Annotated in this window: 18 protein-coding genes and 3 tRNA genes; 5 read left to right on the forward strand and 16 right to left on the reverse strand. The window is 25.3% G+C overall.

What is annotated here, in order from left to right:
- Positions 1-33: 33 nt before the first annotated feature.
- The 9 genes from mrdA to BOBLI757_RS01610 all read right to left on the reverse strand — a co-directional run bounded on the left by mrdA (position 34) and on the right by BOBLI757_RS01610 (position 11,730).
- The gene (gene mrdA, locus BOBLI757_RS01570) at positions 34-1,914 is read right to left on the reverse strand and encodes a peptidoglycan DD-transpeptidase MrdA (RefSeq protein WP_046304904.1); all 1,881 of its coding nucleotides are present in this window, start codon (positions 1,912-1,914) and stop codon (positions 34-36) included.
- A gap of 107 nt (positions 1,915-2,021) precedes the next feature.
- Positions 2,022-2,375, reverse strand: coding sequence for a ribosome silencing factor (gene rsfS / locus BOBLI757_RS01575; RefSeq protein WP_046304905.1), 354 nt, complete (start codon positions 2,373-2,375; stop codon positions 2,022-2,024).
- A 536-nt stretch (positions 2,376-2,911) separates the two neighbouring features.
- On the reverse strand, positions 2,912-3,919 hold the full coding sequence (gene holA / locus BOBLI757_RS01580) for a DNA polymerase III subunit delta (protein WP_046304907.1): 1,008 nt from the start codon (positions 3,917-3,919) through the stop codon (positions 2,912-2,914).
- Between the two features lie 68 nt (positions 3,920-3,987).
- Positions 3,988-4,449 carry an LPS-assembly lipoprotein LptE gene (locus tag BOBLI757_RS01585; RefSeq protein ID WP_046304909.1) on the reverse strand — a complete coding sequence of 154 codons (462 nt, stop codon included), beginning with the start codon at positions 4,447-4,449 and terminating at the stop codon, positions 3,988-3,990.
- Positions 4,450-4,505: 56 nt separating this feature from the next.
- Positions 4,506-7,091 carry a leucine--tRNA ligase gene (gene leuS / locus BOBLI757_RS01590; protein ID WP_046304910.1) on the reverse strand — a complete coding sequence of 862 codons (2,586 nt, stop codon included), beginning with the start codon at positions 7,089-7,091 and terminating at the stop codon, positions 4,506-4,508.
- A gap of 657 nt (positions 7,092-7,748) precedes the next feature.
- Entirely contained in the window at positions 7,749-9,233 is a 1,485-nt protein-coding gene (gene lnt, locus BOBLI757_RS01595) for an apolipoprotein N-acyltransferase (RefSeq protein WP_320408691.1), read from the reverse strand.
- A gap of 93 nt (positions 9,234-9,326) precedes the next feature.
- A complete protein-coding gene (gene corC, locus BOBLI757_RS01600; protein WP_046304912.1) occupies positions 9,327-10,172 on the reverse strand; it encodes a CNNM family magnesium/cobalt transport protein CorC in 846 nt (281 codons plus the stop codon).
- Positions 10,173-10,185: 13 nt separating this feature from the next.
- Positions 10,186-10,656 carry an rRNA maturation RNase YbeY gene (gene ybeY / locus BOBLI757_RS01605; protein ID WP_046304913.1) on the reverse strand — a complete coding sequence of 157 codons (471 nt, stop codon included), beginning with the start codon at positions 10,654-10,656 and terminating at the stop codon, positions 10,186-10,188.
- Positions 10,657-10,716: 60 nt separating this feature from the next.
- Complete coding sequence (locus tag BOBLI757_RS01610; protein WP_046304915.1) at positions 10,717-11,730, reverse strand: PhoH family protein; 1,014 nt, start codon at positions 11,728-11,730, stop codon at positions 10,717-10,719.
- Between the two features lie 444 nt (positions 11,731-12,174).
- On the opposite strand from BOBLI757_RS01610, the gene BOBLI757_RS01615 reads away from it, so the two are divergent.
- On the forward strand, positions 12,175-13,368 hold the full coding sequence (locus BOBLI757_RS01615) for an FAD-dependent oxidoreductase (protein ID WP_046304917.1): 1,194 nt from the start codon (positions 12,175-12,177) through the stop codon (positions 13,366-13,368).
- A 351-nt stretch (positions 13,369-13,719) separates the two neighbouring features.
- Here the strand turns inward: BOBLI757_RS01615 and BOBLI757_RS01620 are convergent.
- The 5 genes from BOBLI757_RS01620 to nagB all read right to left on the reverse strand — a co-directional run bounded on the left by BOBLI757_RS01620 (position 13,720) and on the right by nagB (position 16,462).
- A tRNA-Gln gene (locus BOBLI757_RS01620) sits at positions 13,720-13,793 on the reverse strand.
- Between the two features lie 37 nt (positions 13,794-13,830).
- A tRNA-Leu gene (locus BOBLI757_RS01625) sits at positions 13,831-13,913 on the reverse strand.
- Between the two features lie 116 nt (positions 13,914-14,029).
- Positions 14,030-14,104: transfer RNA gene (locus tag BOBLI757_RS01630), tRNA-Met, on the reverse strand.
- Between the two features lie 379 nt (positions 14,105-14,483).
- Positions 14,484-15,644, reverse strand: coding sequence for an N-acetylglucosamine-6-phosphate deacetylase (gene nagA, locus BOBLI757_RS01635; protein ID WP_046304918.1), 1,161 nt, complete (start codon positions 15,642-15,644; stop codon positions 14,484-14,486).
- Positions 15,645-15,646: 2 nt separating this feature from the next.
- Positions 15,647-16,462 (reverse strand): glucosamine-6-phosphate deaminase, encoded by an 816-nt coding sequence (nagB, locus tag BOBLI757_RS01640; RefSeq protein ID WP_046304920.1) that lies wholly within the window; start codon positions 16,460-16,462, stop codon positions 15,647-15,649.
- Between the two features lie 698 nt (positions 16,463-17,160).
- Here nagB and glnS point away from each other — a divergent pair.
- On the forward strand, positions 17,161-18,843 hold the full coding sequence (gene glnS, locus BOBLI757_RS01645) for a glutamine--tRNA ligase (protein ID WP_046304922.1): 1,683 nt from the start codon (positions 17,161-17,163) through the stop codon (positions 18,841-18,843).
- A gap of 106 nt (positions 18,844-18,949) precedes the next feature.
- On the opposite strand, the gene fldA is transcribed toward glnS, so the two are convergent.
- Together fldA and BOBLI757_RS01655 are read right to left on the reverse strand one after the other, a co-directional pair.
- Positions 18,950-19,468 carry a flavodoxin FldA gene (gene fldA / locus BOBLI757_RS01650; protein ID WP_046304923.1) on the reverse strand — a complete coding sequence of 173 codons (519 nt, stop codon included), beginning with the start codon at positions 19,466-19,468 and terminating at the stop codon, positions 18,950-18,952.
- A gap of 405 nt (positions 19,469-19,873) precedes the next feature.
- Positions 19,874-20,656, reverse strand: a complete 783-nt coding sequence (locus BOBLI757_RS01655; RefSeq protein ID WP_046304925.1) for an alpha/beta fold hydrolase — start codon at positions 20,654-20,656, stop codon at positions 19,874-19,876.
- A 201-nt stretch (positions 20,657-20,857) separates the two neighbouring features.
- Here BOBLI757_RS01655 and BOBLI757_RS01660 point away from each other — a divergent pair, with 201 nt between their 5' ends.
- The 3 genes from BOBLI757_RS01660 to sdhD all read left to right on the forward strand — a co-directional run bounded on the left by BOBLI757_RS01660 (position 20,858) and on the right by sdhD (position 23,876).
- Positions 20,858-22,507, forward strand: a complete 1,650-nt coding sequence (locus tag BOBLI757_RS01660) for a phosphohexomutase domain-containing protein (protein ID WP_046304928.1) — start codon at positions 20,858-20,860, stop codon at positions 22,505-22,507.
- A gap of 650 nt (positions 22,508-23,157) precedes the next feature.
- On the forward strand, positions 23,158-23,535 hold the full coding sequence (gene sdhC, locus BOBLI757_RS01665; protein WP_046304930.1) for a succinate dehydrogenase, cytochrome b556 subunit: 378 nt from the start codon (positions 23,158-23,160) through the stop codon (positions 23,533-23,535).
- Positions 23,532-23,876, forward strand: coding sequence for a succinate dehydrogenase, hydrophobic membrane anchor protein (sdhD, locus tag BOBLI757_RS03410; protein ID WP_052712340.1), 345 nt, complete (start codon positions 23,532-23,534; stop codon positions 23,874-23,876). The genes sdhC and sdhD overlap by 4 nt, the downstream gene beginning before the upstream one ends.

The following is a 23,876-nucleotide window of genomic DNA, read 5'->3' on the forward strand; positions in this document are numbered from 1 at the left end:
TTGAGTTAATTATTTTAAAATTTAAATTAATTATTATTTTTGCAATAAATATTCTTTTGAATCTTTATTCAATAACATATAGTCAAAAATTGATCTAGTTATTTCTCCTGCTGTTAAACCACCATTACCTCCATGTTCCAAAATTATCACTAGTGCTATTTTAGGATTGTCATATGGAGCGAAGGCAGTCATAAGTTTATGATCTCGAAGATGTTGAGCAATTTTAAGTGGATTGTATTGTTCGTGAATTTTTAAATTGTAAAGCTGTGCAGTACCAGATTTTGCTGCGGCTTTATATGTAGAAGTTACAAAATTTCGATATACTGTTCCATTAACATGGTGAGCCGCACCAAACATTCCATTTTTAACTATTTTCCAATAATCAGCATTGGGATCTCCTATCTGTTTTGTTTCAATTTGTTGGTAGTGTATAGGATTTTCTCCTAGAGAATTGTTGAATAAATGGGGAGTTTTTACTGCGCCGTTATTAATCAAAGTAATTAATGCTTTTGACATTTGTATTGGTGTTGCAGTCCAATATCCTTGACCTATTCCTACTGATATGGTATCTCCTTGATACCATGGTTGTTTGAATTTTTTCATTTTCCATATGCGAGTAGGCATAATTCCTGTGATTTCCTCGGAGATATCAATACCACTATGTTGTCCATATCCGAATTGTGACATCCATTCTGATAATTTATCGATTCCCATATTATAAGCTATTTGATAAAAAAAAGTATCCGCTGATTCTTCTAGTGCATTAGTTACATTTAATTGTCCATGTCCTGTTTTTTTCCAATCTTTATAATATTTTTTAGAACCAGGTAATTGCCACCATCCTGGATCGAAAAAAGAAAAATTTTTGTTAATAGCTCCTAGTGTTAAAGCAGACAATAAAATATAAGGTTTGACTGTAGATGCCGGAGGATATAATCCTTGTATAGATCGATTTATTAATGGGTAATTTTTATTTTTTAATAAGTTATTATAATGTGTATTGGATATACCATGTACGAATAAATTCGGGTCATAACTGGGATTTGAAATTAATGCTCGTATGCTTCCATCGCGCGGATCTAACACGATAACACATGCTTTGTTATTTATTAAAAGTTTTTCAATATATTGTTGAAGATTAAGATCTAAAGTTAAGATTAAATCTGTTCCTGGTTGTGGCGGTTTTTCGTATAATTCACGAATAATTTGTCCATGATTATTTACCTCTACTTTTTTGTAACCTGTTTTACCATGTAAAATTTTTTCATAATAGTGTTCTATGCCTAATTTACCTATGTTTTTTGTTGCAATATAATTTTTTAAAATACCTTCTTTATTTAATTTTTTTTTATCTTGATGGTTAATTTTAGATACGTAACCTAAAACATGAGTTAATGTAGATCCGTAAGGATAATAGCGATGTTGATAACATTTTATTTCTACACCAGTAAAGCGATATTTATTAACTGCAAATTTAGCCAGTTGTATTTCTGTAAGCTTAGATTTTAAAATTAATACAGTAGAATTAGATAGTTTCTTGCATTGTTTATTAAAATTTGTAATATCTTCTTCAGTAAGATCAATAATGTATTTTAGATCGTTAATAGTTTTTTGTAAATTATGTACTTTTTCAGGAGTTATTTCTAATTGGTAAGATATTTTATTAAGCGCCAACATGGTGCCATTACGGTCATAGATTAATCCTCTGCTTGGTGCAATAGGTATTTTTTTAATATAATTATTATGAGCTTTATTGTTATAATCGTTGAAATTAATAATTTGTAGATAGTATAAATTGATAATTAAAATACTACTTAATAATGTAATAATAGCACTTGCTATGAATATTCGTTTTGTAAATAGTAGTGACTCATAGGAATCATTACGAAAAAAATGGAAATATTGTATTTTCATTTAATTAATAAAGATTGTATTTATTTTGTAGTGAGTATCATGTATAGTTATTAAGTAAGGAGTTCTAGTTGTACAAATATACATATTATTTTTTTAGTATATTTAAGTTAGCCCCATAATTTTTCTAATTCATATAATTTTCTGGATCTTTTTTGCATTATGTGTAAGATGATATCTCCCATATCAATAATAACCCATTCAGCTGTATTTTTTCCTGAAATGCAATAGTTTTTTTTTAAACCTATTGCCTGCGATTTTTGTGTTATATATTCCGTAATAGAAATGACATGTCTGTCAGATTTTCCAGTGCATATTATCATATAGTCAGTAATATTCGATTTATGACTTACGTTTAGGAAAACAATGTTTTCTCCTTTTAAATTATTAATTATATTTATAATTAGGTCTTTGAGAAGAACAGTGTTGTGTAATAACTTATTTTTATTGTTTTTATATGTCATGTAATTATATTGAGAAAATTAAAAAATTTATTTTAGTATTATATTTGATTATGTATGTATTGATGGTGTAATGATTATTAAGTAATAATTTAATTATAAGTATAGTATTAGTGTTTTTTAATAAAATTAGATAAAATACACTATGTATATTTTATTTTACGTACTCAAGCGTTTTAATATTTTTCATGATACATTAAATTTTAAGATAGTTGATGTAATAAATATAGATAATTAATTAAAAAAGTTATTGTGTATTTTTTTTGTAAGTCTATGTTTTATTAATATTGAATAAGTTGTTTTAAACACTATAATTTTATTTTAGTTTTGGATCTTGTTAATGTTTATATCTATTAAATTTTAAATTTTGAATGATATATGTATTATTTTATTAATTAAAAGTATTGTGTATTTTAATTTGATATGTATTTTATTAAACAAATAATTAATGCAATAAAGTTTTATAGTATGGAAGTAAAACTTTGTAATATGTTATAATGTTTATATTAAACCTTATTAATCATTTAAGTTTGATATTATTATTGACATAACAACAAAGTTAAAACTTCAAATGTACTCCAAGTATTATAAATGTTGTTTTGTTTAATTTCTAATTCTAATTGGAACATAATTTTTATAGATATACTTAATTGATTAAAATTTAATCGTTTTAAAGCTTTTATTAATAATAACTGATGTTTATTTGATTTTATTTTGTATTTATCTGATAACAAGTTTTGTGTGATGTTTTGTTGTGTCTGTTGTTTATATGTGAGTAATAGCAATATTTCATGTTGAAGTTTGCGTAATAAAATTACAGGTTCAATATTTTCTAATTTTAATTTGTGTAAAATATGACAAGATAATTTGTAGTTTCCAGATAGAAGTGTATTAATCCAGTGAGATGGAGTAAAATTGATTAGTTTGTTTATTGTTTTTTTAACTTGAGTTAATGAGATTATGTCATCAGGATATATATAGCGTAAATTTTTTAATAATTCGACTACACTTGATAAATCATCTTGATAATATTCATGTAATAACTGACAGATCTTATGATCTAACAAGATATTCATCTTTTTTGCTGTGTCTAAAATCCAATTTAGTAAATAATTAGCTTGAGGTGTATTACAATTAATCAATATTGTTTTGTGATGAAATTTTTTTAAAAAAATGTAATTTTTTTTATAATTGGTTAATTTATCAATATGAACAATAAATAATAAATTTTTGTTACACAATGAAAATAAAACAGATATTTTTTTATTGACGATGTCATTAATGTAATTGTTTGATATAGTGAAGGATAGTATTTGTTTATTGTTGAATAAATGTAAATTTTTACATTTATTAAATATGTTACTCCAGTTAGTGTTTTTATCTAATAAGAAACTATATTTTTGATTGAAACCACATTTTTTTGCTGTTTTATAAATTTTATTTTGACTTTCTTGTAATAAAAGAGGATTCGTGCCATATAAAATATAGATGTTATTTATTTTTTTTTTTAATTGAGAACTTAATTGTTCTGGATATAAATAAATCATGATAATTTGTAGTAAATATATTTAATTATTTGATTTCTTTTAAGTTTTGATTAAGTTTATTTAGTGTTCTATTTAGCATTAATAATGATATTCAGAAGTTTACATACTAATTGTTGCGCCGCTTGTTGATATATTTCTTTGCGCAAATTTTTTATTTCTGAATCTCGTGTTAATGGCATAGAATGATTTGTAAAGTAATATCGATTAATTTTAATATTTACAGTATGTGTTGTGGAAGATATTATAATTTTTGCTTTTATTTTCAACGTTAGCTGAAATTTAGTTAATATATTGTTCTGGATTATATCAATTTTATTATTGTTTTCAAATACATTGATAATCTGTACTGACGGAGTCGTTATATTTAAATGATTTTTATCTTTTATTAGGTTAAAATTATTTATGTTCAGTTCTGTTTTTATCATATTAGCTAGTAAATGATAAGACTCTAAATTATAAAAAGTGATATTTTTTACGTTATGAGTGCTATATAAATTTTCATATGTGGTGAATTTATAACCACAATTCATAAGAATGGTTGTTGTTAATATAAATAAAAAAATTTTAACATTACATAACATGTATTTTATTTTGATATAATATTTAGCAATTTATTTTTAATAAAAAATGTTTTGTAAAATTTATTTTTTTGCAAATATTTTTTTAATGAAGGATTGTGTAGTATATATTGTTGTATAATATTCTTTTCAGAATTAATTGGTACAGCAATTGTACAGCAAAATTTTCCGTTGTATTGAATTATAATATTTACTTCAGACTGCATGAGAGTTTGAGTATCTACACATGGCCATGAGGTTGCATCTATATTTTTTTTATTACCTAAAGCATTCCAAAGAACAAAAGCAATATGTGGAGTAAAAGGGTAAATTAATCTTACAATAACTTCTAGTGCTTCTTGTGTTAATGCTCGGTCTTGTTCTTCATTTTTAGATATTTTAGTTAATTTATTTGTAAATTCCATTATAGAAGCAATAGCAGTATTAAACATTTGTCTTTTGTCGATGTCATGAGTAACTTTAGTAATAGTTTTATGTAGTTCTTGTCGTAATTTCTGTTGCTGTGTATTTAAGTTATTTATATTTAATTTAATTGTTGGACCTTTTTGAATATGATCATAAGTTAAGTTCCAAATACGATTTAGAAAACGTTTTGCTCCTTGTATACCAGATTCATTCCACTCGAGGGGCATTTCTGGTGGTGCAGCAAACATTATAAATAAACGTATAGTATCAGCGCCGTATTTTTCTATCATTGATTGGGGATCTACCCCATTATTTTTTGATTTAGACATTTTAATCATACCAGCATGAATTAATGTATTTCCTTTATCATCTTTAGCTTCAATAATTTTTCCTTTTTTATTATATTTAATTTTAGTATTTTTAGAACAAATCCAAATTTTTTCATTATTATTTGATAAATAATAGAAGGCGTTTGCTAATACCATACCTTGACATAGTAATCTTTTTGCTGGTTCATCTGAATTAACTAAACCGAGCTCTTTCATTAATTTGTGAAAGAATCGAAAATATATCAAGTGCATTACAGCGTGTTCTATTCCACCAATATATTGGTCAATTGGTAACCAATAATTAGCAGAAGTTGAATGTAACATACCTTTTTTATAATTTGGACATGTATACCTTGCGTAGTACCACGATGATTCTACAAACGTATCTAATGTATCTGTTTCACGAATTGCTGGATGTCCATTATGAATAATATTTTTCCATGTTTTATTAATTTTTAATGGATTTAAAATATTATTATTGGTTTCGATATTTTCAGGTAGAATAACTGGTAATTGATTGATAGGAACTGGAATGACCTTCTTATTTTCAAGAGTGATCATTGGGATAGGTGTCCCCCAGTAGCGTTGACGTGATATTCCCCAATCTCGTAAACGATATTTTATTTTGTATTTTGCTAATCCGTGGTTTATTAATGATGTAGTAATATTATTTAATTCAATTACATGATTACATTGTTTGTTATGTTTTTGTTTTGTATGTTTATATAAGTTTTTGTTTTTTGGTTCTATTTGAGAATTACAGCATTCATGATTTATTTCGTGACAAATATTTATTGGTAAATTATATTTTTTTGCAAATTCCCAGTCTTGTTGATTGTTATTGGGCGCGCCCATTTTAATATCAGTTTCATTATTTGTTGTTAAAATATTGGTGATCCAAATAGGTAGTTCTTGATTACTGACAGGATGAACAGCATTTATATTACTTGCTATACCCTTTTTTTCTGTAGTAATTAATTCAGATTCAGTTAATTTGACAGCACGGAATGTTTTGATAAATTTTGCTATTTTTTCGCATGTAGCAGACAATTTTAATGATAAAGGATGATGTATGGATATTAAAATATATGTTGTTGCCATTAATGTTGCAATCTTTGTTGTGTAGATTGTTAGTATTTGATTGCTTTTTGTAATTTTAAAAGTAATTTCGAAACCTTGCGAGCGTCCTATCCAATTTTTTTGCATTTCTTTAATTTTTTTTGGCCAATATTTTAATTTATCTAAATCAAATAAAAGTTGTTCAGCATAATTTGTAATTTTTATAAACCATTGTGGTGTTTTTTTATGTTTTATATATGAATTGCAACGCCAACAACATCCATTAATTACTTGTTCATTAGCTAATACAGTTTGATCTTGTGGACACCAGTTTACTAATGCAGTTTTTTTATATATTAATTTTTTTTTATATAAAATAGTAAATAGCCATTGTTCCCAAAGATAATATTCTGGTTTACAAGTAGTTATTTCTCTACTCCAATCATAACCAAATCCTAATATTTTTAATTGTTTTTTCATATAATTAATATTAGAATATGTCCATGATGAGGCTGAAGTTTTATGTATATATGCAGCCTGTTCTGCAGGCAAACCAAATGCATCCCATCCCATGGGTTGTAATACATTTTTTCCTAACATACGTTGATAACGAGAAATAACGTCACCTATAGTATAATTCCGTACATGACCCATATGTAATCGTCCAGAAGGGTATGGCAACATAGATAAACAATAATATTTTTTTTTATTTACATCTTCGGTAACCTGGAATGTTTTATGTTTTTCCCAATATTGTTGTACGGTTTGTTCTATTTGTTTTGGATAGTAAAATTTTTTCATGATTATAATTTTTTATGTTAATTAAAGATTTGTTTCTTTCATATTGTACAATATTATCGGCAATTATGGATCCAAAAATATATATTTAAATTTATGTATTTTATATTTTTATATGATTTGTGTTAAAATTGTTAATATTTTAAATGTATAAGTCATACAATTCAAAAATTTCATGTCATATTTTGGTTAATAAAATAATAATTACTTATTTTAAGAATTATTTTTTATATCAAAAATAGATATTTTGATCATAAATATAATTTATGATGTATTTATTGATGTTATATAACATTATTTTTTGTCAATTTGAAAATATATATTTACAGTATTATTTTTTAATTTAATTTTTTTAAGTATGAAAATGTAAAAATTTTTTAAATTCTATAAATAGTTATGTTAATAATTAAAGCGATAAATTAATATCTTGTGTCATGCGAGAGTTGTATAAATGATCAAGAATACAGGTTATACATCATTTGTATGTAATAATGGGTAATATTATTTATATTTAATTGTATTAAATATAAATTAAATATATAAAATATATAATTATTTAGTTATATATTGTTTATTTTTAATTTTTTATTACTGATTAGTGAATATTTAATAATTTTATAAATGTTTTCTATTGGTAATTTTTACTATTCATATTATTAATTAATTATTAATGTTTCTTCCGAAAATAAATGCTATAATTCCACATATGAAAATTAAAATCCATAATGGGTAATATCCCATCTTAGCGTAGGGAGTAGTTCCTTTGGTAGGAAAGATATTCATATTTAATGTTTGACAAGTTGATGTAGGTAATTGTTTTTGAGATATGCCATCTGCACTCACTATAGCAGTTATGCCGTTGTTGGTGCAACTTAGCAGAGGTCTACCTAATTCAAGTGCACGCATACATGCCATTTGAAAATGCTGCCATGGGCCGATGGAATTGCCAAACCAAGCATCATTAGAAATAATTAACAGAAAATCGGTATCTTTACAAAAATTTTTCTGTATTTGTTCATCAATTATTATTTCATAACAAATAGCTGCAGTAAATTTCATATTAGCCGCTTGTAATTGCGGTTGTAAATAATGGCCTTTTTGTAAAAAATTTATTGGTAAATTTAAAAATGACGTTACGTGTTGTAGTATCATGGATGAAGGATTGATTTCTCCGAAAGGTACTAAATGGTGTTTGTTATAACGATTTTTAGTGTAATTATAACAATAAGGGATAGAGTCACCAAGTACTATGATACTATTATAATAAGTATATTTATATGATTTTTCATTTACCCCGATAATGCCAGTAATTAAGCTGGTATTATTTTGTCTTAATTGTTTATCTAATGTTAATAATAATTTTGTTTGATTAATTTCTAAATCTGGTATGGCTGTTTCAGGCCAAATGATTATTTGTGTTTTATTTATAATCGGTAAAGTTTTTTGTAGATAGACATTTAATATTTCATTTATTTTTTCATTATTCCATTTTATATTTTGATCGATATTACCTTGAATTAATGTTATGTTAACAGCACGTTGTGGCTGGATGTAATACCATCGTATTTGATTTAAAGGTGTTATGAATAATAACAATATTATTATTGTTAATAGTGATGGGTAATGTTTTTGCGTAAGAAAAAATGTTAACAAGCCACTTATGATTACAATTATGAAAGTAATGAATTTTACCCCAAAAATTGGTGCTAATCCTTTTAATGGACCATTGATTTGGCTGTATCCAAATTGTAACCATGGAAAGCCTGTTAATATCCAACCTCTTAAAAATTCGATTACCGACCATAATACAGAAGCCCCTAAAGTTAATCTCCATAAATTTGAATTAGGCCATATTTTAACCAACAAAATTGAAAATAATGTTGGATAAAATGTTAAATAAATAATAAATATGCTTGTTATTAAAATACTTGTTAATGTTGATATTTCGCCAAATGTAGTCATACTGATATATATCCAGTGTACTCCAGTACCGAATAATCCAATACCCCATATAAAACCTTGCAGCGCGGCTTGTTTTATATTACATTGTAAAGTTGTTATTAGTAATCCAGTGAGAGAAAGAATGCTTAATGGCCAAAAATTGTAAGGAGAAAATGCAAAAACACCTACTATACCAGTTATCAAGGATAGTATACTATTGTATATATTTTGGTAAGATATTTTTGTGCATTTAATATTCATATATTTAGTACGTGAAATTATTATATTTAATAGATTTTATGGGATTTGTACTAATACTTGAATGATACGACGACTATCTGTTAAAGATACTTTAAAAATATAGTTATCAATATTAATTGATTCATGAATTTTTGGTAAATGTCCAAAAGATTGCATAATCAAGCCGCCAATAGTGTCAAATTCTTCATGATCAAAATGAGCATTGAATGTTTTATTAAATTTTTTTATAGGTGTTAACGCATGAACAATGAAAGTATGTTGATTGATTTGGTGGATTTCGTAATGTTCTTCATCATCATATTCATCTTCAATATTACCTACGATAAGTTCAAGGATATCTTCGATGGTTATTAATCCAGACATATTTCCAAATTCGTCAATAATGATTGACATATGATAATGTTGACAACGAAACTCTTTTAACATTCTATCTACACGTTTGTTTTCTGGTACTACTATAGCTGGCCGCATTATTTTTTCGATGTTAAAATGTTTAGTATTGAACATAAAAGGTAATAAATCTTTAACCATAAGAATACCTATAATGTGGTCTTTATTTTCACCAACTATTGGAAATCGTGAATGTGCATATTGTATAATTACGTCTAGGGAGTGTTGTAATGTTTGTGATTTATTTAAAGTTATTATTTGGGATTTTGGAATCATGATATCACGTACTTTTTTCTCAGTAAGATTAATGACTCCTTCTAACATTTTACGTGTATCGGTATCAATAAGCGAATGTTGTTCATAATTATGGATTAGTTTCAACAAATTTTTTCGATTTTTAGGTTCACTATGAAATAATTGATTTAAGATTGTGGTAAAAAAATTTTTTTTATTACCAAGGTTATTATTTTCTTGTAGATGATGATCACTCATATTATTTTTTTAATTATTTTGATTTTTTATAATTAGTATTATGATATCCCAATTTATTTATAATTTTTTGTTCCATCATGTTCATATTTTTTGTTTCTTTATTTGAAAGATGGTTGTATCCTAATAAATGTAAAACACCGTGAGTTACTATATGTGCCCAATGTAATTCAAGATTTTTTTTTTGTTTATGTGCTTCATTTTCTACTATTTGACGACAAATAACTAAATCACCAAGTAATGGAGTTTTGATATTGGTTGGAGGGGTAAATGGGAAAGATAAAATATTAGTTGGATAATTTTTATTACGATATTGCGTATTTAATGCACAACTTTCATTTTCATCCACTAATCTAATAGTTATTTCTGTTTTTCTATTATGATATGAATATAATATTATTTTTAGCCAACGTATAAATGTTAATTTGTGTGGTAAGCCGCATAAGCTGTCACAAGCTACTTGCAGGTTAAGGATGACTTGATTCATTTAGTTATTTATTTTGGTTATAATTGGATAATTATAGCACTTTTAGTTGTGAAAGATATATTATCTATGTTTTGTTTTTAGGAAATTGTTTTTTTCCCAATATTCATAGGCGTTAGTAATGTTTTTAACTATTGGATGTCTAATAACATCTTCGTTATGAAAGATGTTAAAACTTATACCTTTTATATTAGTTAAAATTTGCATTGCATGACATAATCCTGATGGTTGGTTTTGAGGTAAATCTATTTGAGTGATGTCGCCAGTAATAATTACTTTTGAATTAAAACCTATTCTAGTTAAAAACATCTTCATTTGTGCAATAGTTGTATTTTGTCCTTCATCAAGAAGGATAAAAGCATGATTAAAGGTACGTCCTCGCATATAAGCTAATGGAGCTATTTCAATGATATTACGTTCAATTAATTTTTTTACTTTAGTATGTCCCATAATTTTAAACATTGCATCATATAATGGATATAAGTAGGGGTGTATTTTTTGATATAAATCACCTGGTAAAAATCCTAATTTTTCGTCTACCTCTACTGCCGGCCTTGTTAATATAATTTTGTGAATATTTTGGTGTTCTAATGCTTGTATTGCTGTTGCTACAGCTAAATAGGTTTTTCCTGTTCCTGCCGGCCCAATACCAAATATAATATCATGATTACAAATATGAGTAATATACTTCATTTGGTTAATTGTTTTTGGTTTAACTAAAGAGTGTTTTGTATTAATGTTAATAATTTTATTATGGTTAATAGGAATTAGTTTATTTTTTTCGAATGTTTTACTTTTTATAATAGCTAGATGTATTTGTTCTGGTCCAATATTAGTAATAATGCCATTTAATGGAGCAGTATCTAGATATAAAGATGTAATTACAGTAGTAGCAATATCTATATGTATTGTATTTCCTATGAGTTGAAAAATGTTATTAAATCGGTTTATAATGATATCTAATTGATGTTCAAGTTCTTTGATATTATTATCAAGTGGGCCGCATAAACTCATTAATCTGTTATTATCAATTGGTTCAAGTATAATTTTTTTATTGTGAAGTTTATGTTTGGTCATTTTATTTTAATTTAAAGAAATTTAATAGAAGAAGACAGTTTAAAGATTTATGTGTTGTTATGTTTTATTTGGTATATAAATATTTAAAATAATTTATAATTATTTTGATATTTGTTTGATTTTAAAACATAAAACATATGTTTTGTTACGAATATATATAATAATATTGATTACTTACTTGTGTAAATTAATGTATATGTTTTTTTCTAAATTTTAAAAAATCTGAGTTTATTTTTCAATGTGTATTATAAAATATTATGACATTGTGGATATTTACATATGTCATGTAATGTATCTGTGTTATAAATTGTACAATGTTTTATTATGGTAATTTTGATTAAATAATGAGTTGATATATAATATTTAAGTATAGTTAATATTAAAAACATGTTTTTAGATCATTTTATTATAATATATTTATAATAATGTTAATTATGTATAGTAATGAACAAATCTGATATATATGATGTAATAGTAATTGGAGGAGGAGTCATAGGCAGTAGTTTTGCTTTATATCTTTCTCAATCTAATTTTAGAATAGCATTAGTTGAGAAAAATATTCAGAAATTAGTTGTGTCTAAAAATAATCCACCTGATCTGAAAGTATTAGCTATTAATTGTAATTCTATTAATTTTTTGACTGAAATTAATATTTGGCCATTTATAGATGAGTTTTATTGTACTCCATATTGTCAATTAGAAACGTGGGAATATCAGGTAGCAAAGGTAACATTTAATTCTAATTCTATTTATTTATCTAAAATGGGATTTATTGTAGAATATCAAAGATTACAAACAGCCATGTGGCAATCTTTTGATAAACATGAAAATTTAACGTTGTATTATCCATTTTCAATTATTTCCATAAAATATAACGGTGTTTATTGGCAAATAGAATTAAACGATAATAGAATAATTATAGGTCGTCTATTAATAGGAGCAGATGGCATGAATTCTAGTGTTAGAAAGTTATCGGGTATTTCTATTAGTGGCTGGGAATATGGTCAATCTTGTATGTTGTTAAGTGCAAGGGCAGAAAAAAAACAGTCAAATACTATTTGGCAGATTATTACTCCTTGTGGTCTAAAAGGATGTTTACCGTTGTATGATAATTGGGTGTCTTTAATGTGGTATGATACAACAGAACGTATTCATCAACTAAAGAAATTACCTTTATTGGTATTAGAAAAAAAAATACGAAATGTATTTATGCCTAAATTAGGTAATATAAAATTATATAATGTAGGTTATTCTCATTTATTTTGTCAGCATGTACATGAGTACATACGACCAGGGTTAGCATTAATTGGTGATGCTGCGCATTGTATGCATTCTTTAGCAGGACAAGGGGTAAATCTTGGATTTAAAGATGCTGTAATGTTAGCAAGAATATTGATTGATGCTCGGAATAAAGATAATAGATATTGGGATAAAATAGAAGTTCTTCAATGTTACCAACATAAGCGTCGATACGATAATTTATTAATGCAAATTGGGATACACGCATTTTATCTTATTTTTATTAATAATAATATTTTTTTGAAAGTAATAAGAAATATTGGATGTATTTTTATCAATAATTCTAATTTCTTTAAGAAAAAAATATTAAAATATGCTTTAGGTATTTTAAAAAAATAAAGTAGATATATTTATATTTTTGTTGTGTTGTTGATTAATGAAATTATTTGTTATTACGTTATTAAATAAAATAAATTAAATATTATGAATAATAAATACTTAATTTTAGTTGTTTAAATTATGTATTATGTAAAATATTTTGAAACTATGAATATTTTTGATTTATTTTAAAATTCAGTAGCCTAATTATTATTATAGAAATATTAATTATTTAGATATGTTAGTTTATAGAAATATTTAAGTTTTTTGTTTATTTTGTAAATGATTCGTCAATTTTAAATTTTATTAATAGCATTTTGTTATAAAAATGTTGCGTATTTTTTTGATGTTCGTGAATGTTATAATAAAACACTGGGGTACCAGGATTCGAACCTAGGAATGGTGGGATCAAAACCCACTGCCTTAAACCACTTGGCTATACCCCATTTTCAGTAATTACATTTTAACTATTAAATAAATATATGCGGGAGACGAGATTTGAACTCGTACATTGCAACAATATTAGAATCTAAGTCTAACGCGTCTACCAATTTCGCCACTCCCGCAATTATAATATAGTCATGAGCAAATTAAATTTATAGAAAATTTATACAAAAATTAACATGTTAAAGTCTAATAATATTATTATAACAGTAAATCGAAAAATTAAATTAACAATACATAGCTACGACAGGGATTGAACCTGTGACCTCAGCGTTATGAGTGCTGTGCTCTAACCCATCTGAGCTACGTAGCTACATTATTAATATTACATAATACACAAATAACATGTATATAATTTATATATTCTATAATTTTAACATTTTCATGTTGTTTATATTCAGATGAAATGTATATCGTGTTAAACTGTACTTCATTTTTCATACATAAAAATTTTAAAATATAAAATTTTGTTGTTATTATTAAATAAATATACGATTCGTTTCATAAATTCAGTATGTATTAAAAATTTTTATTTGTAAAGATTGTTTATTTTTAGAAATTTTATTTTTTAAATTAAAATAATATTTTTTAAATAATCTATGTTAATGTTAATTAAAGTATCTTTTAAAAAGAGATAAAATTAAGCAATATTCATATTAATTTTACATGATTAAAGTGAATTATTAAATTTATTAATGTTTTTTTATTTTAATTTCTTTACCATTAACAATGGTTTTATTTATTTTGTATTCATCAGTGAATATGGTTAAGTTAGCTATCTTATTTATGGAAATTGTTCCTAAGTAGTCGTCTACACCTAAGGCTTGTGCTGGATATAAAGTAGCCATGCGTAAAGCTTCATCTAATGATATTCCTGCATATTTAACACTGTTTTTTATTGCTCCAATCATGGTAAGTGATGATCCGCTTAGGATACCATGTTGATCTACACATAAACCATTATGATGTTTTATCGTTTTGCCTGCAAAAGTAAACGTTTTAATATTATTATTGGTGCCAGCAGGAGATGTAGCATCTGTAACTAAAATTAAATGATCTGTTTTAATGTGTTTTGCATTTCGTACGTTAGCCCAATGGACATGAATCCCGTCAGTAATAATACTGCAATAAATAGTTGGTGTATCAAAGACTGCACCTATTATTCCGGGTTCTCGTGCAGTTAATGGAGGCATAGCATTGAATAAATGAGTAACAAAATTTATGCCAGCATTAAACCCTTTTTTTGTTTGTTCATATGTTGCATTGGAATGGCCAACTGAAATCTGGATGCCTGATTTGCATAAACGGTAAATAATTGATTGTTTTACTTGTTCTGGAGCTAAAGTAATTTTTTTTACTATATCATTATTATCACATAAAAAGGCAATCATTTCTTCTGTAGGAAAACGAATAAAAAGAGGATTATGAATACCTTTTTTTTTGGGATTTATATATGGTCCTTCCAAATGTAATCCTAAAGCTTGATTTTTATTTTTTAACAAAAAAATTCGTATGATTTTAATAGCTTGTTTTATTAAAATATCACTACTAGTAATCAGTGTAGGAAGGAAACTTGTACAACCAAATTTTTGATTGGTAGTTTGCATAATTTTCAGTGTGTTTATAGATATATTATTAACGTTATCATTGAATTGAACACCGCCACATCCATTTAGTTGTAAGTCAATAAATCCGGGAGCTAATATATTACCAGATAAATCATGCTGGATTATTTTTTTTGAAAGATATTTCATTGGCAGAATATTATTGATGAAACCATTAGATATAATTAATGCATGGTTTGTAAGGATTTTATTACCAGTATATATTCGACTGTTAGTTAACGCGTACATAATCAGTTAATATTTATTTGCATACTTGTAGTATTATTAATTTCTAGTTCTTGAAAATATTTAACAGTTTTCACTTTTAATTCCATTGTTGAAGCTTCATCACATACTATAATTACTTTTGGGTGCAATTGCAAATAACTAATAGTCCACATATGATTAACATTACCTTCAATTGCTGCTTTCACTGCTAATGCTTTGTTTTTTCCTGTTATTAAAATTATAATTTCTTGTGCATCTAAAAGCGTACCTATACCAATTGTTAGAGCTAAATTTGGTACGCGATCAATTTTATTATTAAAAAATCGTGAATTAGCATGACGAGTTTCTTCTGTGAGTTTTTTTATACGAGTACGTGAAGACAAAGATGAACCTGGCTCGTTGAAAGCAATGTGACCATCATTACCAACACCGCCTATGAATAAATTAATTTTACCATATGATTTTATTTTATTTTCATATCTTTGACATTCAATATCAAAATTTGGTGCATTACCATTTAAAAGATTAATGTTTTCTTTAGGAATATCAATATAATTAAAGAAATTTTTATGTATAAAAGAATGATAACTTTTAGGATTATCAGATGATAAACCAACATATTCATCCATATTAAATGTTACTACATGTTTAAAAGTAATATCTCCTGTTTTATATTTTTTAATTAATTTTTTATACATTTCTAAGGGTGTACTACCAGTTGGTAAACCTAGTATAAATGGCCTGCGAGCAGTTGGTTGAAAAGTATTGATACGATGTACAATATAACTAGTTACCCATGTACTAACTTGAGATGCAGTTTGTAAAAATATTGGTCTCATTTAATATAATCCTAATGGTTTAATAAGTATATGAATAAATATTATTACATGTGATTTACTGAATTTATATTTGTATTATAATCTAATTTAGAGTTTCTTGAGATCATTTAAACAACAATAAAAAACTTTAATGTAAGAAGTTTATATAAGTAAATCAGTAAGTTATAATAAATAAAATTAAGTTAAGAAAAATATTTTATATTTTGATAAAATAAAGTATATACAAAATATATATTAATAGAATATTAACAATGCAGATAATTGTGTACAGGAAAATAATAAAATTTCTATGTTATTGAACACGATAATTGTTTTGAAATTATGGTAATTATAATTTTGTATGTTTTGTTAATTAATTATGATTTATTTTGGTTTATTTTATTTTTATTATTATATATATCTTTATTAATTTAAACTTATGGAAAATTTTTAACTTATAATATAAATACATATTATTTATTAATTTGTTGAAATAATATGTTATTGTACTATTACATGATAGTCATGTAGTAGTATTTTCTATACTTTATTAGTAATGTTTTATAAATTTTTATAAAATTTTATTTTGATTTTATTCATAATAAAAGTTCCTTTATAAGGGATATCATGAATGTTTACATTTTATAAATAGTTTATGATTTCATTAATACAGTATTTTGTTATAATTTTATACATAATGATTTAATTGAAAAGTTTTTATGAAACGACCTATTGTATATAGAAATAATTTTATTTATCAAATTATTGAAAAAGATTTATCTCTTGATAAATCTAAAATAATACGTACAAGATTTCCACCAGAACCTAATGGATATTTACATGTTGGGCATGCAAAATCAATATGTTTAAATTTTGGTGTCGTACAATATTATCACGGTCAGTGTTATTTACGTTTTGATGATACTAATCCAGTTAACGAAGATATACAATATGTTGAAGCCATTAAAAACGATATTGTATGGTTAGGTTTTCAATGGCATGGTGATGTACGTTATGCTTCAGATTATTCTGAAAAATTATATAATTATGCTGTAGAACTAATAAATAAAGGATTAGCGTATGTAGATGAATTGTCACCAAATAAAATTCGTGAGTATCGTGGAACATTAGTTTTGCCGGGCAAAAATAGTCCTTATCGTTCTCGACATATAAAAGAAAATTTAATGTTGTTTACTAAAATGCGACAGGGATATTTTGCAGAAGGAAAAGCTTGTTTACGGGCTAAAATTGATATGTCATCTCCTTATATGATTATGCGAGATCCTGTTCTTTATAGAATTAAATTTATACATCACCAACGTGTTGGAGATAAGTGGTGTATTTATCCAACCTATGATTTTACTCATTGTATTTCTGATGCTCTGGAAGGTATTACTCATTCTTTATGTACTTTAGAATTTCAAGATAATCGCAGATTATATGATTGGATTTTAAATAAAATTAATATTAACGTGCATCCACGTCAATATGAATTTTCACGTCTTAATTTGGAATATGCTGTAATGTCTAAACGTAAACTTGATTTATTAGTATTACATAATATTGTAACAGGATGGGATGATCCACGTATGCCAACTATTTCGGGTTTGCGTAGGCGTGGTTATACCCCCGAATCTATTCGTGAATTTTGTTATCGTATTGGTGTTACTAAACAAGAAAGCTGCATAAACATGGCAGCATTAGAAGCTTGTATCAGGAAAGATTTAAATGACAAGGTATCACGTGTTATGGCCGTTCTCGATCCTATAAAAATAATTATTAATAATTTACCTGATAAGTATGAAGAAAAAATTGTTGCGTTGAATCATCCTAATAAATTGGATATGGGAACTCGTCAAATTTTTTTTACTAAAGAAATATTTATTGATCGCAATGATTTTTGTGAAATAGTTAATGATTATAAAATTAGAAAATTAATATTAGGTAAAAAAATACGTTTACGTAACGCGTATGTTATTCAGGCTGAACGAGTGCAGAGAGATAATAATGGAGCTATTAGTATAATTTTCTGTACATATGATTCTCAAACACTTAATAAGAATCCTATTGATTGTCGTGATGTTAAGGGTGTTATTCATTGGGTGTCAGCAACGAGGAATGTGATTGCAGAATTTCGTTTGTATAATCATTTATTTACAATATCTAATCCATGGGCAGTGAAAAATTTTTTATCGTATGTAAATCCTCGTTCTTTGGTTATTTATCATGGTTTTGTTGAAGATAGTGTTTTATATTCTAAAAAGAATAAACATTATCAGTTTGAACGTGAAGGATATTTTTGTATTGATGAGTGTTATTCTACTGCAAATAAATTAGTATTTCATCGTACGGTAGAATTGAAGAGCATATGGAAAACAAAAAATAATAAAAAAATCCTATGAATTTTTTATGAATTATAAAACGCATAAATTATAAAATAGTGCTTATTTATATATATATGAATTATAAGAAGGTTATCTGTTTATTTTTTATTGTTTTTAAAATAATTTAATTTAAATTCATTTCTTTTTTAATTTGTTTAACCCAATTAATCACGCGATCTAAAGTCATTTCAGGTTGTCGATCTTCGTCTATAACTAATCCAACGAAATGATCTTTATTAATTAAACTTTTAGAAGATTCAAAACGATACCCATCAGTAGGCCATTTTCCAATTAAAGTAGCTCCATTATGTTCAGTAATTTCTTTCAATATATTCATTGCATCACAAAAATATTCAGCATAATCTTCTTGATCTCCACAACCAAAAATTCCTACTTTTTTCCCACAAAAATTAATGGTTTTTAAAATAGGGAAAAAATCTTCCCAATCACATTGAGCTTCACCATAATACCAAGTGGGAATTCCTAAAAGTAAATTATTATATTGTTCTAAATCTTCTCTATTGCTATTCACGATATCAAATATATCTGCAACATTGGTGCCTAATTGTTTTTGAATCATTTTTGCAACGTTTTCTGTGTTACCAGTATCACTACTAAAAAAAATGCCCACTTTTGCTTTCATAATGTATGTACCTTTAAATTAATTTTTCATATATAACTTAATTATAAAAATTTTATTATTTAAAATGTTTGCATGTTAATTATTACATTGTTCATTTTATTTAAACACATTTTATTTTGTAAATTACGTAATTATAATAATTTTAGTAATTGGTTTACAATGAAATAATAAACATTATTTTATAATATTTTGTATGATTTATATTTTTATGTGATTTACACGTATTTTAGTAATGATTTAATGAATTATTTAAATAATCTTAATATTACGGTTATCAATTTAAATTTATGATGCTTATTAATGCAAAATCCTAATCGAGTAAATAATTTTGAATAAATATCTTCAGTCTATAAATATTTATATGTATCGTCAATTATTTTCTAATGCATTTAAAATTTAAAAAAATTAGTTTTTTAAAAAATCATTGATAATATTTAATACAATATCTGGTTTTTCATGATGCAACCAATGTCCAACTTGAAGTACTTTTATAATTTGTGCTTTAGGAAAATTTTGAAAAATATCAGTATAATAATGTTTATTTATGTATGTAGATAGTTCACCTTTAATAAATAATATTTTTCCAGTCCAAGGAAAATAATTATGCCAATTACTAAGAATGGAATAATATTCTTTTATGACTTTAATATTAAATAGCCATCGTCCTTGATAAAAAGATTTTAATAAAAATAGTATGATTTGTTTATCTTGAATATTTTTTTGCATAATTTGATTAGCTTGATGTCGTGTAGTTGCACCAATTTTAATAACATCATTTATAGCTATAAATACAGGATTTATATTGTATGTGACATAATTCACTGGTGCTATGTCAAGAATTATTGCTTTTATAATACGATTTGGCGCTAGTTGACACAAAAACATAGCTACCTTACCACCTATTGAATGTCCAATAACAATGAATTTATTTATTGTCAGTTGGTCTAATAATACAAGTATATCTTGTGACATTTCTAGATAATGCATAGAATTCGTATGAGGTGATTTGCCATGATTACGTAAATCAAGTTGTACAATTTGATAATATATTGCAAGTTTTGTTGCTAATATTCCAAGATTACTTAAATTACCAAATAAACCATGAATTAGTACTATTGTTTTTATATTTTTTTTTGCAATATTTTTTTTGTGAAATAAGTAATTGAGTTTCACAATATTCACGTTCATTTACATTAATGTCGTTTTTGATTAATCAAATAACTCAATTATGTTACAGTTTATTTATATTGAATTCAAAACAAAATAAAAACAAATATAATTGAACATTATATTTAAATTAAAAAAATGGTATTAAATTAACAATATAATATTTTATATTAAGGCTAAAATCTAGTTGATAATTGTTATTTTTATGAGGTATATTGATCGATGGTTAATTGCACTAAACATTGTAAATCTGTTTATAACAATAATATAATTGATATTACGCAATTAATCATGAAATATTATATTTTATGTCCGGATCCACACAATGATTCTCAAATGGTTAAATTTGGTACTTCTGGACATCGCGGAACTTCCGAAGGTTCTAGTTTTAACGAAAATCATATTTTTGCTATTACTCAAGCTATTGTAAATATAAGAATTAATCAAGGAATAACTGGTCCGTGTTATTTAGGAAAAGATACTCATGTTCTTTCTGAACCTGCTTTTATTTCTGTGATTGAAGTGTTAACTGCTAATGGTATAGACGTTATTATACAACAAGGAGAAGGTTATACTCCTACTCCAGTTATCTCTCATGCAATTTTAAATTATAATCGCTTTATTTACATTAATTCATTTAAAGCTGATGGTATTATTTTAACTTCTTCTCATAATCCACCTGAATATGGCGGTATTAAATATAATCCATTTAATGGAGGGCCGGCTAATATTGGTATTACTAATCTTATTGAAAAATATGCTAATTTATTATTAGCAAATAAATTACGTGGAATACGTCGTTTTACGTTAAAACAAGCTTGGCGAAGTGGACATATTTATGTGCAAGATCTGATACAAACATATATTAAAAATTTATCTACTGTAATTGATATGAAAGCTATTAAAGGATCTGGTATAAGATTAGGTATAGATCCGTTAGGAGGAGCAGGTATTGCATATTGGCAATATCTTGCTCACTTTTATCATTTAAATTTAGTTGTAATAAATGAAAAAATTGATAAAACGTTTAGTTTTATACGTCCTGATTGTGACGGTAAGATTCGGATGGATTGTTCATCCGAGTCGGTAATATCTTGTTTATTAATGTTACGTAATAAATTTGATTTAATTTTTATTAATGATCCTGATTGTGATAGACATTCTATTATTACATCTTTAGGTTCTATTAGCTCTAGAGATTATTTATCAGTAGCAATAGATTATTTGTTCCAAAATCGTCCATTATGGAAGTCTATACTAGGAGTAGGTACAACATTGGTATCTAGTACTATGATTAATTTAGTAACGCATAATCTTAATATTAAATTATTACAATTCCCAGTAGGATTTAAATGGTTTGTTCAAGGTTTGTTTAATAGTGTTTTAGGATTTTGTTGTGAAGAGAGTGCAGGCGCATCTTTTTTAAATTTTAATGCACGTCCATGGTCTACCGATAAAGATGGAATTATTATGTGTTTATTGGCAGCAGAAATTACTGTAAATTTTAATAAAGATATAAAAGAATATTTTTCTATATTGGCGGATAAATTCGGATTCATTAGTTATAATTGTATGCAAATCCCTATCACTAGTTTACAAAGAAAGTTTATTTCTCAAAACCTACATAATTTTCTCCATAAAACTACATTAACTGGAGATTATGTTATTAAGAGATCCATTATATTAAATTGTGATCAAACTATCAATTGTGTAAAAATTATAACTTGTAACGGTTGGTTTGCTATTAGGTTATCTGGTACTGAAGAAGTTTATAAAATTTATTGTGAAAGTTTTATTGATATAAATCATCGTATTCAAATTGAAACAGAAATAAAGAACATCATTAATTCTTTTTTATTGCAAATAAATTAAAACAGTGTGTTATATTTATTAATATTATCAAACAAAAAAATAAAATAATTGATAAAATTTATTTTTTCAAATTAATAGAGTATCATGGTACGTTGTATTATTGAGATAGTAATATTTTATATCTTATTTTACATTGAAAAATTCTTTGTGAAGAAATTCTATAATATCTTATAGAATATCTAAAATTTTAATATTTGTACAATATTCAATCATTAAACTTATTGATTGAGTTAATATATCAATATAATTATTGTACTAAATTGTCGGTAGAGCATTTATATAAAGCAATTTATTGTGAAAATATGTTTTTTGATTTTAAGATGTGGTGGTAGTAATATATTACTAATTTTAATCATGAAATTCTTTCAGTTTATCTCTATAAATGTTCTATTATATCATTACACGTTTTGTTATGAAAATTGAAAAAAATTAGTTTTTTAATATATAAAGATTGCACTACTAACCATAAATTAGTTGCGAAGATAATTTTAATTTTTTTAGTATTAGAGTTTATTTAGTTGAATTAATTATGTAAAATATCATAGTATTAGAGACTATTTATTTTTTTGTAGGTAGATCATTATAATATATTTTTAACTAAAACTTTATTAAAATTAACATATCTTATTTTGCAATATGAAATACTAAGTATGAAAGAGCAAAGACCTATTAATTTAAATTTAAGAACAATACATTTTCCTTTAACTGCAGTGGTATCCATTTTACATAGAATATCTGGTGTAGTTATATTTATAGGAATAAGCGTGTTGTTGTGGATGTTTGATTTATCGATATCTTCTCCAGAAGGTTTTGATAAAGCTGTTTTTATGATGAATAAAAATATTTTTAAAATAATAATTTGGGGAGTGGGATCATCTTTTATTTACCACATTATTAGTGGTATGCGTCACATATTAATAGATTGTGCTCTTTTACAAACAACAATAACAATTGGTAGAATTAGTGCGTATATTGTGTGTTTATTAACTATTGTTTTATCAATTTTCATTGGAGTAATTATTTGGTGAAAAATATTATAATATTTAAATATCATGGAATTTATGAATGGTTAATAGCGCGAATCAGTGGTGCATTTATTTTTTTTTATTTTGTTTATTTATTATCTTTTATTTTTGGTATTGATAAAATAACATATGAAATATGGTATATCTTTTTTTCTAGAAATATAATTAAATGTTTCAACGTATTGATATTATTTTTTGTTTTGATTCATAGCTGGATCGGTATCAATCATGTGGTTACAGATTATATAAAGTCATTGATGTTAAAACAAATACTTCAATTAATTCTTATTGCAATTTTGTTTGGGTATTTATTATACGGATTAATTATAATGTGGAATATTTAA

This window comes from Blochmannia endosymbiont of Camponotus (Colobopsis) obliquus (assembly GCF_000973545.1).
Classification (GTDB): Bacteria; Pseudomonadota; Gammaproteobacteria; order Enterobacterales; family Enterobacteriaceae; genus Blochmanniella.